Origin of the sequence: Gordonibacter faecis (genome assembly GCF_030077735.1) — a bacterium.
Lineage (GTDB): Bacteria > Actinomycetota > Coriobacteriia > Coriobacteriales > Eggerthellaceae > Gordonibacter > Gordonibacter faecis.
The window spans coordinates 1-13672 of record NZ_JASJEU010000005.1 but is presented as its reverse complement, the minus strand read 5'-3'; the positions used below and the strand labels follow the sequence as shown (position 1 = coordinate 13672).

Here is a 13672-nt window from a genome sequence, read left to right as displayed (position 1 = left end):
AACCACCGATAACGTAAGGAGAATGATATGTGCTTCAGACCGGCGGCTACCGTTACCATTGTTAAGTGCCTCGAGTGCGGTACCTTTAACAAGCCCACGGATGAAACGTGCAAGAAGTGCGGTACCGACCTGACTGCTTCTCGCAAGGCTGCAGAGGATGCTATCGCTGCTACTGCTCCTGCTCCGTCCGAAATCTCGTTGACCCCCCAGGGTCTCGATGACGCCCCCAAGGCTCCCGGCGCCCCCAAGGCTCCTGCTGCCCCGAAGGCTCCCGGCGCCCCGAAGAACTAACGAGAGCGTCATTCTCCGAACGCGATTCAGGTAAGAAGGCGTAGCGAAGCAAATGCCGAATTGTCGAACATGCAGCCCGTGGTGCAACCGCTGCCACAAAAAGGCGGAGATGAAATTCCCCGTCCCCTGTCCACAGTGCGGATGGTATAACCCGTACGAGCGGGACGTGTGCAAAAAATGCGGCGCGACCATTGAGCATGACGATTCGAAGGCGGTTACTCACCTGAACAACGAGGTGAAGAAAGCCTGTTTCTTCTGCTCGCCCTTCGAGAGGCCGCTTTGCAACGAATGCGTCGAGTTGGGACGTACGAAAGTGTGCCCCGAATGCGGCAGCTACATGCTGGGTACCCGCACGCATTGCAAAAACTGCGGCAGCCCACTCTAATGTCACCTGTATCGGTTTAGGGGAGCCGATACAGGCAGACAGGCCGTGCCTTCCGCATGGCAAGAACTATACCGGTAGCGCTGGGAGGCGCCTCGTGTCCTCCCAGCGCTATCCATTTCATGGTGTGCACGGGTGCTGCGCACGTCATGAAATGGATAGCGAGAGGGGTATCGTTGCATGATGACAGCAGACAGCAGGAGGTAGAGGAGCGCCACTTCGGTGCCTTCCGTTTCCGCTGCCGTGCTGCTGGAACCATCCGTCTTGTGGGATATGAGGGGTCGGATGCGTGCGTGTCCATTCCCTCGCACATTGAAGAGGTGCCGGTCACCTCCCTTGCTTCGAATTTGTTCCGTAACCACACCGAACTTGAGCGGGTGGAACTTCCCGATACGGTGGAGTTCGTGGGGCACCACGTGTTTGATGGGTGTCGCAATCTGCACTATGCTCGGCTTTCGGCTTCGCTTGAGGCTATCGATCGCACGATGTTTGCCGGGTGCCGAGAGCTTGCCGAAGTGGTGCTGACGGCTCCCACGGTGAAGCTGGAAAACGATTCGTTTTGCGATTCTCCCATTACGCGTGTGCGGTTTGGCCCGCTGGTGCGCGAGCTTGAGGCCAAGCCGCTGCCACTTCTCAAGATTCGCGAAATCTCGGTTGATGAGGATAATGAGCGCTTTAGCACCGACGGGCTTGCGCTGTACTCCAAGGATGGGAGCGCGCTGTATCGCCTGGTGGTGGCCTGTGAACAGTTCACGGTGGCCGAGGGATGCCAGGTTATTGAAGATAGGGCGTTCGATTCGGTTGCGTGTTTGCGCGAGGTGTCCTTGCCCGATTCTCTCAAAAGCATCGGGCGGCTGGCGTTTGCGAAGACGGCGCTTGGTTCTGTGCGTATTCCCCCGGCGGTGGAGCACATTGATGCCATGGCGTTTTACCACTGCGCCAAGCTGACAAGTGTTTCGCTGTCCTTCGGTTTGAAGAGTATCGGCGAAGAGGCCTTTGCGCTGTCCGGCATACAGCGCGTGAGGGTGCCTGCCTCGGTGGAACAATTGGGTTTTCGTGCGTTCGATAAAACGCCTGCTCAGCGAAGCGTGGATGAAGGTGCGATTGCGGTTGACTCCGCGAACCCGCACATGGACTTAGACGCGCAAGGTGGCCTCTATTGCCATGACGTGTTTGCTGAGTATATCGGCCTCGCTCCGGCCTATGCCGTGCGTCCGGGTACTCACGCCGTGGGTGCCGAGGCGTTCAAGCGCCATCGCACGGTGCGCGCGGTGGAGTTGCCCGAGGGGCTGTTCGAAGTGCGGGCCGAAGCGTTTCGCGGGTGCCGCCAGCTCATGCGCGTGGATTTGCCGCATTCGCTTGAACGCATTGGTGAGCGCGCGTTTTTGGACACGGCGCTCATTACGCTCACGTTGTCAGAACGCGTGCGCGAGATTGGCGAGGACGCACTTCTGGTGCAGGGGCAGAACCAGCTCACACACAACACACCGCTTTCTTCGGTGGAAGTGGCCGAGGGCAACCCGCTGTTCTACCTGGAAAATGGGCTTTTGTGTGAGCGCGAGGGCAACAAGGCGGGCGGCGACACGTGCCTTCTGTACGTGGGACCCGACCACATTGTGCACATCCCTGACCAGGTAACAAAGGTGGCTAACCTGGCGTTTTGCGGTACGAGTGGCGTGGACGAACTCTATATTCACGACCATCTGCAAAGCGTGTGTATGGGTGCCTTTTCCACCGCGCGCACCATTCCATGGATGCACGTGCGCTTCCCGGAACCCATTGATGGCTACGAGTCGGGCGACTTCCAGGTGCCCAGCCTCTCGGCGCGCTACCGCTCGCCTTCCTACCTTATTACCACGAACGCGAAGGGCACGGTGTTCGACTTCGAATACTACGACTCGTGGGTGACCCATGCGGTCGACGTGAACGAGTTCGCGCCTGCCGCACTCTACCGGCTGCAGCATCCTATGAGCCTGCCGGATGAAACGCGCGAGCTGTACGAAGGTATTTTCGCACGCCGCAGCGCCCAGGTATGTCGCTACTTTGCCGAGCATGCCAACCTTGCGGCGCTGGAAGAATTGTGCGAACGCGGCCTGCTTGACGAGCAAACGGTGGAAGCGGAGCTTGCCGTGGCCGTGCGTGAGGGAAGAGCCCAGGCCACCGGGTGTTTGTTGGAACTGAAGCACCGCTGGGTGCCCGACACGGGAATAGATTTCAGCTTATGAAAAGGGGGCGGTTTTGAAAGATTTAACGCCCATATTGGAAGGCGATGTGGCGCTGAAAGAGCGCGAGCGCTTGGGCATGCTCTCCAAGCCGAAGCCTTCGGAGCGCGTGAGCGTGCTGAGCGAGGAAAAACTCGCCGAGCGCCGTGCGCGCTACGAGCTGTGCGTTCCCATTGCCAATGACATTTTGGAAGAGGCGCGCTCGGCGCTGGCCGTGCGCTTCCGCTTTCTTGATCGGGCGCTGTGGCGCATGCCGCTTGTGCCCAGCTTTGACGTGTATGGCCTGGCCAGCGATGGTGTGAAGTTCTATTACGACCCAGAATTTGTGGTGGCGCGCTTCAAGCTGTCGCCGAATGAAGTGGTGCGCGACGTGGTGCACTGCCTGTTCCACTGCATCTTCCGCCATCCGTTTATGTTGTACTCGGTGCTGCGCCAGCCGTGGGACGTGTCGTGTGACATCGCCATTGAGGCGTTGCTGCTCGATTTAGTGGGGGAGGCCTTCCCCTCGAACATGGACCGGCGTGCGCGCGAGTCGCTGAAGCTGTTGAAGGCGCAGGTGGGTGGCGTGATAACGGCCGAGCGGTTGTATCGCTTCTTCTCGAACGAGGGCAACAAGGTGGATTTGCGCTCGTTGGCGCCGCTGTTCTATCACGACTCGCACGGCATGTGGTACAGCGAGGCAGACGGCGATGCCCAGCGCGGTGCCACCGGCGCGGCGCGTCAGCAAACCGAGGACCGCGAGGGCGGCCAGATGCCGAACACGGAAGGCTCTGAGTCGCTTGATGACACGCGCGGCATGTCCGAGATGCCCTCGACCGACGGCGGCGAAGGCGACGAAACGCAGCAGCACGAAGATGACGAACAACAGCGCGCCGAAGACGAAACGCGCGACGACGGTAGCGACACCGATACCGACGACACCCCCACCACCGACAGCGCCTCCGAGCAAACGGAAAAGGAGTTGTCGGACGCCTGGGAAGACATCAGCCGTCGCATCCAGATAGAGCTGGAATCCCAGATGGCGCGCCAGGGCGACCAAGCCGGCAACATGGTGGCCGCGCTGCAAGCCATCAACCGCGAGCGCTACGACTACACGGAGTTCCTGCGCCGCTTCGCCACGCTGCACGAGCGCATGCGCGTAAACGCCGACGAGTTCGACTACATCTACTACACGTTTGGCCTCGATCGCTACGGCAACATGCCGCTCATCGAGCCCTTGGAATATAAGGAAGACCGCTCGGTGCGTGACTTCGTTATTGCCATTGATACCTCGGAGTCGGTGTCGGGCGACTTGGTGCAGGCGTTCATGCGCAAGACGTACAACATCTTGAAGCACGTGGAAAGTTTCAACGACCGTGTGAACATCCACATTGTGCAGTGCGACGCACGCGTGCAAGAGGACACGAAAATCACCTCGCTTGACCAGCTGGACGAGTACCTGAAAACCATGGAGCTGAAGGGTTTCGGCGGCACGGACTTCCGCCCGGTGTTCGACTACGTGAACCTGCTGGTGGAAAAACGCGAGTTCACCGACTTGAAGGGGCTGGTGTACTTCACGGATGGGCAGGGTACCTTCCCGCGCAAGCAACCCGCCTACGACGCGGTGTTTGTGTTTCTGGATGATGGATATTCCGACCCCGTGGTGCCCCCGTGGGCGTTGAAGGTGCTGTTGGACGAGAGGGACTTGGGATAGGCGGCCGCTTGGCGCATACGCGTTTAAAGCGGTTTCGAGCAACGCAAAGAGGAGCGAACCATGCATATCGCACGAGCAAAACAGCAGGTGAAAGACACCATCGAGGCCTACCTGGCCACCGACGATCACGGGCTGCCCCTGCTGGACACCTCGCGGCAGCGCCCGGTGTTTTTGGTGGGCGCGCCCGGCATTGGTAAGACGGCTATCATGGCCCAGATTGCTTCTGAGCTGGGCATTGGCCTGGTGTCCTACTCCATGACGCACCACACGCGTCAAAGCGCGCTCGGCCTGCCTTTCATCGAGAAGGAATCTTACGGCGACTTCGAATACGAGGCGTCTGAGTACACCATGAGCGAAATCATCGCGTCGGTGTACACCTATATGAAGACCACGGGCGTGGAGCGCGGCATTCTGTTCTTGGACGAGATCAACTGCGTATCGGAGACGCTGTACCCCTCCATGCTGCAATTCCTCCAGTTCAAAACGTTCGGCCGCCACAAGGTGCCCGACGGCTGGATCATCGCGTGCGCAGGCAATCCGCCCGAGTACAACAAGAGCGTGCACGAGTTCGACATTGTCACGCTTGACCGCGTGAAGAAAATCGTCGTGGAGCCCGACTACGAGGCATGGAAGGCCTACGCCCTTTCGAAGGACACGCACCCGGCTATTCTCACGTTCCTCGATATCAAGAAGAATCGGTTCTATTCGGTGGAGGCGTCGCTTGAGGGCAAGGCGTTCGTCACGGCGCGTGGCTGGGACGACCTTTCTGATATGATTACGGTGTTCGAGAAGCTGAATAAGCCCGTCGACTACGACCTGATTGTGCAGTACGTGCAAAGCGAACCCATCGCGCGCGAGTTTTCCGCGTACTACGATCTGTTCAACAAGTACCGCGAGGACTACCGGGTGGACGAAATCCTGGAAGGCGGCGCTATTGAAGACGTGGTCGAGCGCGCGCAGGCGGCGGAGTTCGACGAGCGATTGTCGCTGGTGGGGCTGTTGCTGGACGCCATCAGCGGCGACGTGCAAACCATCATGGACGCCACCGATGTGCTGGTGGTCGTGCGCGACGATTTGCGCGCCGTGAAGGTGGCCGTTCAGGAGCAGGGGCAGGACACGGTGGAGGAACTGCGCGCAGTGCGCCTGCGCAAGGAATCGAAGCTGGAAATGTCGCTTGCCACGGGCGTGTTGTCGAAGGCGAAGCGCCTGAATGCCGAGCGCGAGTTGCACGCGTTGGATGAGCTTATTCTGCTTGCGGACACGGGTGATACGGGGGAAGCATTTGCACGCGTGGAGAAGGAGTTTGCGAACAAGGCCCAGGGCCTGAAGGACGACGCGGCGAAGGTGGAAGAACGCCTGGCTCGCGCGTTTGAGTTTGTGGAAGCGGCGTTCGGCGACCAGCAGGAGCTGCTGGTGTTCACGACCGAACTCACGTCGCGCACGGTAACGGCGCGCTACCTGGCCCAATACGGAAGCCCGTCCTACTTCGCGCACAATGAGGACATGATTTTGTCGGAGCGGCAGCGCGATTTGCGCCACCGTATTGAAGAGTTGGGCCTGTAGGCGCAGCTCGTCGCGCCATGCGCGCACAACGGCACAACCGCCCCCGTGGGGGCGAGCACTAGTAGAAGTAGTTATCGAAGGCATGAAGAGAGGATTCACCACTATGGGAAAGTACACGCTCACCAGCTATGAGCCCGTCAGCATGGAGCTGCCGAAACCGCAAGTTCCCGACAGCTTGGTTGACGCGCAAATTGAAAAGCTGTTGGAGCCTTTGGCTGAGTATCACGAAATTGAGGAAGACCGCGGCGCCATCATGGGTGACTTCCTGGTTGTGACCACGGAAAACGCCTGCATCGACGGCAACCCGGCGAAGAACTTCATCCTGCAGCACTCGCTGTATCACACCGGTGGCGGCGAGATGCCGCGTTCGTTTGACGACGAACTCATGGGCATGGAGGCTGGAACCACCAAGGACGTGGTGGCAAAGATCAAGCTGCCGCTGGCCAAAGACGGCGACGCCTCGGCGCTCACCATGACGGTGACCGTTGAGAAAATCCTCTACTGCGTGCAGCCTGAACTCACCGATGAACTGGTGAAAGAGCACTTCCAGCCCGCGAACACCGTGGCGGAGTTCCGCGAGGGTGTGGCCAGTCAGTTCGGCTTGAAGGACATGCAGAAAAACGATCCGCAGTTCCCCGACCTCGTGTTGGAGAAGCTGGCTGAGCGCCTGGTGGAAGAGCCCGACGAGGCCGACCGCATGGAGGGTATGCCCACCGACGCCCTGCGCGCGATGTGCGCCATCGACGCGCTGGCCGACCATCTGGCCATCGAGCTTTCCGATGAGGACGTGATGGCGCAGATGCCCGGCGAGGACGCCGAGCAGCGCGAGAAGATTCTCGCACAGCTGCAGGAGCAGGGCCTGGCCGATGAAGCACGCGTATTCGCGCGTCGCGAGGCGGCGCTGTCGTGGCTGGTGAACAGCTCGCGCGTGTCGTACAAGTAGACAAGTAGCGAAGAGGCGGCGTGCAAGGGGTGGTTTCGATGACCGACAACGCGATGGCAGCGCCCGATCACGAGGTGTTGAAGGCCTTCTACGAGGCGCGGCCCTCGGAGTACGGGTTTGCGAGCCAGTGCAAAATGACGCTTCTGGGCGACCTTACCGGCAAGCGCGTGCTGGATATTGATTGTCGGCGTGGCAAGGGTGTTATCAAGCTGTCCGCTTCGGTGGGGCCGAAGGGGTTCGCGCTGGGCGTGGACCCGTCGCCGGAGTGGATTGAGATCGCCCAGTCGTTCAAGGAAGAGTCGTGGCGCAAAAACGGCTTGCCTCACTGCAACATGGACTACGCTGTGGCGTATCCCGAGGACTTGGCGGCGGCCGGCATCGCTGAGGGCTCGTTCGACGCGGTGTTTGCCAACAGCAGTATTGCCATCGACTACGACCCCGAGCGCGTAGTGCATGAGATCTTCCGCGCGTTGCGCCCCGGCGGCGTGTTCTTGTTCGACGGCGTGGTGGCCGAGGGAGAGCGCGACGTTGCCACGGTGGAGCAGGCGCGGGCGCTCGGCAACGCCATCCAAGCCTCGCCGAGTCGTGCGGAGTTCGAGCGCATGGTGAAGGACGCGGGTTTCTTCGCGCCCGACTACTACGAGGAATCTGAGGTGCGGCCGGAAACCGGCTACGTGGACGACTACACGGTGCCGGTGGCTGACACCACCGAAAACGTACGCTTCACGCGCACCACCGCCCTGGTAAGCAAGCCGCGTTAGCGGCACGATTAGGAAACGAAAAAGGGGAGATACATGGACTATCAGGAATTGAAAGAGCAGATTGCGGCCGTGTCGGGATCGAAGGCGAAGGACTACCGCGAGCTTTTGGCCATGTCGGGCGTGGCGGGCAATGTGTGGCCTGAGCTGCGCGAACACCTGGCGGCGGCGTCCACGTGTGACGAGTTCTACGAGCTGGTGTACAACGACGACGCGTGCCGCTACAACAACGTGTGGGCCATGTGGGCGAAGATGAAAAAGAAGAAGTGGCTCGACCGCTTCGAAGCCGACGAGGTCTTCCACAACAAACTGCTCGACGATCGCGGCATTTTCCTGCAAAGCAGTGACGGCAGCGAGATTCTCATTCCTATGACGGGCCGTGGTCTCTCCTGCGACCTTTACCTGTTCAAAGAGAACGGCTTCAACGAGAAGGCGGCCGATCTGTTCTGCTCCATCTACGGCAAGCATACCTGCTGCGGCGTGGAGCTGGACGGCGCGTATGACATCTATCGCACCAACCGTGCGCTCATCTTCGAAAAGTGGGAGATTGACAAGTTCATGCGCCGCGCCAACGGCAAGGGCCAAATGCGCACCGGAGTGGACTGCGCGGCCGTGTGGTAAGACCCGCGCGGAGGGTTCGCAGAGTAGTTAAAGCGGGGTGCCTTTCGGCCCCCGCTTTTTGTGCGTAGAATGGTGAGGAAATCAATCGTTTTTACGCATTCGATGCAGTGCTTCCCCGCAGGTGGCGCATTAAATGTTAAAGTGGAACAAACAGCTTCCGGGGGGCGCACGCGAAACGCGTGTGAGGGCTGAAGCGTATCAAGCTGAAAAGAAGGGGGCTTAGCTTGAATACCGACGACACGGTTGATGGCCGCAGCGGAGCTGGCTTCATTGCCGCCGACGCAGCAGCTGACGATATGACGGGGCCCGCCATCGAGCGTGCCTGGCACGCGTTCACGCACGAGGGCACCGACCCGCATCTTTCCCCGGCCGTGAGGCCCGAAATTGCCGACTCGTGGGTGCGCAGCCGCGCGTTTGGGCTGGATCCGCACAATCGCGTGCTGTCCTCTCCCGTCACCACCGAGGAATTCGACAAAATACTCGACATCTACGAGCCGCTTATTGAAATTACGCGGCCCATGATAGGCATTGTGGATGACCTTGGCATCACGAACGACTACATCTTTGAGTTGGTCGCGCGCAACGGGGCCTCGCTTCTGCGCGTGGGTAACCTGGACTTGCACCCCTTCGTGAAGGAGCGCGATATCTTCAGCGAGGCCACCATGGGCACGAACGCACACTCGCTGTGTATGCGGCACAAGGAGCCGTTCCAGGTGGTGGGCCACGAGCACTACAGCGAAGCGCTGCACTGCCTCGCGGCCGATGCCGCCCCCATCCGCGGCGAGGACGACGTGGTTATTGCCGCACTGCTGCTGACGCAGCCGCTACCGGAAGACCCCTGGTCACCAGCCTATCACAAGCTGCTCATGCATGCGCTGGGGCTTATTACCTCGGTATGTTCAGCCATTGAATACCAGATGAGCTTCATTCATCTGTCCGCCGATTTGCAGAATATGGGCAAGGAATACGCGCGCACCACGGCGCAGTCGGCCAAGATGCGGCGCATGCTGGACACCACCATCGACACCAGCAGCGACCCCGTGATGATTGTGGACACGCAGGGCGTCGTGCAGAAAATCAGCCCGGAGGCTGCGCGCATCATTGGGCGCGGGCCGGTGGACGTGGTGGACACCACCGTGGATGCGCTGTTTGACGTGAATTGGCAACAGAGTTTTGGTGCGTTGCTCGACGGCACCAAGAAAACCGCCAGTGCGAAGACGAGTATTCGCGGCCGCACGTTTATGCTGCGCGGCACCAGCATTCAGGGGACGAAGGGCGACGCGCTGGAAGGGGTGCTGGTGCGCCTGGAGGAACGCACGCGCGGCAAAGAGCCGAGCGCGCGGGCCGTGGGCGAGCGCGCCAGCATCACGTTCAAGGACATTCTGGGCGAAAGCCCGCAAATTGCCCAGGCCATCGCGCTGGCGCGCCGCTATGCCGTCACGGCCGAAAACATTCTCATCATCGGCGAAAGCGGCACGGGCAAGGAACTGTTTGCCCAGGCCATTCACAACGAATCGCGCCCGGATGGGCCGTTTATGTCCATCAACTGTGCCGCCATTCCGCCGCGCCTCATTGAAAGCGAACTCTTCGGCTACGAAAGCGGCGCGTTCACCGGCGCCGAGCGGGGCGGCAAGGCGGGCAAGATTGAACTCGCCAACGGCGGCACGCTCTTCCTCGACGAGATTGGCGACATGCCGCTGGAGTTGCAAGCCACGCTTCTGCGCGTGCTGGAGAACAAGCGCGTCATGCGCCTTGGTGGCAAAATATACAAGCAGGTGGACTTCCGCGTGGTGGCCGCCACGAACCGCGACCTAGGCACCATGGTGCGCGAGGGCACGTTCCGCGAAGACTTGCTGTATCGCCTGGCCATCCTCACGGTGGAACTGCCGCCGCTGCGGGCGCGCCAAGGGGATGCGCTCTACTTTGCGAAGTACTTCCTGAACGAGTGCCGCTGCAAGTCGCCCGGTGGGCCGCGCGATATCACGCCCGGCGCGCAGCGTCTGTTTGAGAACTACCGGTGGCTAGGCAACGTGCGCCAAATCAAAAACGCGGTGTACTCGATGTACTACGCCGTGGAAGGCGACGTCATCGACGTAGACGACTTCTCTACTTACATTCTGCGCGCGTTTGATTACGTGCCTGGTGACGAACCGGACGACGAGGTTGATCTTACGTCGCCAGCTTCCGTGCCCGCCGGCGGCGATGCGTCGGATGCGTCCACTCCAGCTGTACCCGCGGAGGGGCGCGCGGCAGGTGGCCCCGCGGTGGCGCTCGAACCCACGCCTGAGGAAGTGCTGGATGCCATCGAGGCGTCAACTGGTGCTTTGTCGCTCGCCGAGGCGGAACTCGCCGCCATTCGTCTGGCCATGCGCATTGCCCACAACAACGTGAAGGAGGCTTCCACGCTGTTGGGCATTAGTAAGGCCACGCTGTATCGCAAACTCAAAGAATACGGCATAGAGTAGCGCGCGGAATTGCTCGTTTACGACCTGCGCGCCGTCTACTTGCGATACACTAGCTAGCAACGGCTCTTCGCCGCGTGGTCACACGAGCGCGCGGCGAAGGGACAGGTAAGGCTCGACTGTGGTTCGCGCCTTGGAAACACATACGGCGCAGGACCACGCGACAGGAAAGTTGGTGGTCAACATGGCAGCTCCTGCTACCGAACACGTGCGAAACATTGTGCTTGTCGGCCAAGACGGCGCCGGCAAGACATCGCTCGCCGAGGCGATGCTGCACGTCTCCGGCCGTACGCCCCGCATGGGCACGACGCACGACGGGAAATCCTACCTCGATTACGACGAGGAGGAGATCCGGCGCAAGTTCACCATCGGCACCTCCATCGCCCCCATTCCGTACAAGGATTACAAGATCAACCTGCTGGACACCTCCGGCCACCCGGACTTCATCGGTGACACGCTGGCCACCATGCAGGCGGCCGAGATGGCACTGTTTGTGGTAGACGCCGTGGCGGGCCCGCAGGTCATGACCACCAAACTGTGGCACGAGGCCGAGGACATGCGCCTGTCTCGCGCCGTGTTCATCAACCATATCGACCGCGAAAATGCGAACTACGACGTGGCTATGGCCACGCTGCACGCCCGCTTCGGCTCGCGCCTGGGCCCGGTGAGCATTCCCATTGGCGAGGACGTCGACTTCAAGGGCGTTATCGACATCATCCGCATGAAGGCGCGCTACCACGATGGCAACGGCGGCGAAGAGCGCATTGAGGACATCCCCGCGGACTTCATGGACGTGGCGCAGGCTGCCCGCGACAAGCTGTGCGATCTTGTGGCCGAGGCCGACGACGAACTTATGATGAAGTACCTCGACGGCGAAGAACAGCTGACGCAGGACGAGTTGGAGCAGTTGCTTGACAAGGCCATCGCGCAGGAACTGTTCATCCCCGTGTTCGTGGGCTCTACGATTATTGAGCAGGGCATTCAGGGCGTTATGGAAGATATCGCCACCTACTTCCCGCATCCGCGCCACCATGGCCGCTTCCGCCTGGCCAACGGCGAGGAAACCCTCGTTGACGAGAACGGCGAGCCGGCGGCGTTCGTGTTCAAGACCGTGTCCGACCCGTTTGTGGGCCGCCTGAGTTTCCTCAAGGTGATCTCCGGCGTGTTGGAGCCCGGCATGGAGTTGGTGAATGCCCGCACGTCGAAGAAAGATCGTCTGGGTCACCTCTACGTCATGATGGGCAAGGAAACCAACGACGTGAAAAGCGCAAAGGCCGGCGACATTATCGTGGTGCCGAAGCTGACCGAAACGCGCACGGGTGACACGCTGTCGAAGAGCGGCGAGGTGGCCATTGACCCACTGCCGCTGCCCGAGCCGCAGTACCCCGTGGCCATTGAGGCCGTGAACAAGAAGGACGAGGACAAGCTGGGCACGTTCCTGGCGCGCGCCGTGGAAACCGATCCCACCATCCGCGTGAGCCGCAGCGAGGAAACGCACCAGACCGTGATCACGGCGATGGGTGACGCTCAGGTGGATACGCTTATTGCGCGCCTGAAGGAGCAGACGGGCGTCGAGGCGAAGCTCGTGCCCGTGCGCATTCCGTATCGCGAGACCATCCGCAAGGTGGCCGAGGCGCAGGGTCGCCACAAGAAGCAGACGGGTGGCGCCGGTCAGTTCGGCGACTGCTGGCTGCGCTTGGAACCCAACCCCGGTGGCGGCTACGAGTTCCTGGATGAAATTGTGGGCGGCAAGATTCCGCGCGGCTTCATCCCCGCGGTGGACAAGGGCGTGCAGGACGCCATGACCGAGGGCTTTTTGGCGGGCTATCCCATGGTGGACATCAAGTGCGCCGTGTACGACGGCTCGTATCACGCGGTTGACTCCAACGAAATGGCGTTCAAGACGGCAGCCCGCATCGGCTTCCGCGCCGCTTGCGAGAAGGCCGACCCCATCCTGCTTGAGCCCATGGCTAACCTGAACGTGACGGTGGGCGAGGAATACGCCGGTGCCGTGATGGGTGACATCTCCACGCGCCGCGGCCGCATTGTGGGCACCGACTCCAACGATGCCGGCGAGACGGTCATCATCGTGCGCGTGCCCTACGCTGAGGTGGTTACGTACACGAAGGACCTGCGCTCCATCACGCGTGGCAGCGGCTCCTACACCATCGAACTGGAAGGCTACGAGCCCGCCCCGATGGATGTGACGAAGAAGCTGGTAGAAGCCTACCAAGCCGCCCGCGCCGCCGGGAACTAACCGAGAATGAGTGAGGCCTCCGTTCGCGGAGGCCTCACTACGTAGGGCGGGAAAAGGGTGACGCGCTAACGCGCGAGCTACTACGCCAGAAAGCCGTATCGGCAGACAGGTTGACCGTAGGGGCGGTTCACGAACCGCCCTCTCCGCCGTAGGCGGAGAACACAACCGATTTCCCTCTTTTCGCGCTGCGCGCGAACAAGTGTGACGCGCTAACGCGCTGGCTACTACGCCACAAGTATTTCCACATCCCTAACCTTATGACGCGGGCTGACTGACTGGAAAGTTCGTATCGGCAGACAGGTTGACCGTAGGGGCGGTTCACGAACCGCCCTCTCCGCCGCAGGCGGAGAATACAACGACGGCCTGCGTTTTCGCGCTTCGCGCGAAAGGGCGATTCGTGAATCGCCCCTCATATACTCTTTATGTCGCCAGATTTATGGCGAGTACGTCCTTTCCAATGTAGGTTGCATGTGAGATAAA

Annotated in this window: 9 protein-coding genes; all 9 read left to right on the top strand. The window is 60.7% G+C overall.

Features of this window, described 5'->3' with window-relative positions:
- The first annotated feature begins 27 nt into the window (after window positions 1-27).
- Window positions 28-291, top strand: a complete 264-nt coding sequence (locus tag QNJ86_RS02445) for a hypothetical protein (protein ID WP_283830988.1) — start codon at window positions 28-30, stop codon at window positions 289-291.
- A gap of 558 nt (window positions 292-849) precedes the next feature.
- A complete protein-coding gene (locus QNJ86_RS02440; protein WP_283830987.1) occupies window positions 850-2898 on the top strand; it encodes a leucine-rich repeat domain-containing protein in 2049 nt (682 codons plus the stop codon).
- A gap of 13 nt (window positions 2899-2911) precedes the next feature.
- Window positions 2912-4588, top strand: coding sequence for a vWA domain-containing protein (locus tag QNJ86_RS02435; RefSeq protein WP_283830986.1), 1677 nt, complete (start codon window positions 2912-2914; stop codon window positions 4586-4588).
- Between the two features lie 60 nt (window positions 4589-4648).
- Window positions 4649-6151 (top strand): ATP-binding protein, encoded by a 1503-nt coding sequence (locus QNJ86_RS02430; protein ID WP_283830985.1) that lies wholly within the window; start codon window positions 4649-4651, stop codon window positions 6149-6151.
- Between the two features lie 103 nt (window positions 6152-6254).
- The gene (locus tag QNJ86_RS02425) at window positions 6255-7094 is read left to right on the top strand and encodes a trigger factor (RefSeq protein WP_283830984.1); all 840 of its coding nucleotides are present in this window, start codon (window positions 6255-6257) and stop codon (window positions 7092-7094) included.
- A 38-nt stretch (window positions 7095-7132) separates the two neighbouring features.
- Window positions 7133-7855 carry a class I SAM-dependent methyltransferase gene (locus QNJ86_RS02420; RefSeq protein WP_283830983.1) on the top strand — a complete coding sequence of 241 codons (723 nt, stop codon included), beginning with the start codon at window positions 7133-7135 and terminating at the stop codon, window positions 7853-7855.
- A 33-nt stretch (window positions 7856-7888) separates the two neighbouring features.
- Complete coding sequence (locus QNJ86_RS02415) at window positions 7889-8473, top strand: hypothetical protein (RefSeq protein WP_283830982.1); 585 nt, start codon at window positions 7889-7891, stop codon at window positions 8471-8473.
- 224 nt (window positions 8474-8697) lie between these two features.
- Window positions 8698-10938 carry a sigma-54-dependent Fis family transcriptional regulator gene (locus tag QNJ86_RS02410; RefSeq protein ID WP_283830981.1) on the top strand — a complete coding sequence of 747 codons (2241 nt, stop codon included), beginning with the start codon at window positions 8698-8700 and terminating at the stop codon, window positions 10936-10938.
- A gap of 181 nt (window positions 10939-11119) precedes the next feature.
- Window positions 11120-13192, top strand: coding sequence for an elongation factor G (locus QNJ86_RS02405; RefSeq protein WP_283830980.1), 2073 nt, complete (start codon window positions 11120-11122; stop codon window positions 13190-13192).
- The last annotated feature ends 480 nt before the right edge of the window (window positions 13193-13672 follow it).

What these genes read in the sequence shown, in the direction of transcription:
- QNJ86_RS02445 (WP_283830988.1), top strand. Translation starts at nt 28, where the DNA reads ATGTGCTTCAGACCGGCGGCTACCGTTACCATTGTTAAGTGCCTCGAG.
- QNJ86_RS02430 (WP_283830985.1), top strand. Translation starts at nt 4,649, where the DNA reads ATGCATATCGCACGAGCAAAACAGCAGGTGAAAGACACCATCGAGGCC.
- QNJ86_RS02425 (WP_283830984.1), top strand. Translation starts at nt 6,255, where the DNA reads ATGGGAAAGTACACGCTCACCAGCTATGAGCCCGTCAGCATGGAGCTG.
- QNJ86_RS02420 (WP_283830983.1), top strand. Translation starts at nt 7,133, where the DNA reads ATGACCGACAACGCGATGGCAGCGCCCGATCACGAGGTGTTGAAGGCC.
- QNJ86_RS02415 (WP_283830982.1), top strand. Translation starts at nt 7,889, where the DNA reads ATGGACTATCAGGAATTGAAAGAGCAGATTGCGGCCGTGTCGGGATCG.
- QNJ86_RS02405 (WP_283830980.1), top strand. Translation starts at nt 11,120, where the DNA reads ATGGCAGCTCCTGCTACCGAACACGTGCGAAACATTGTGCTTGTCGGC.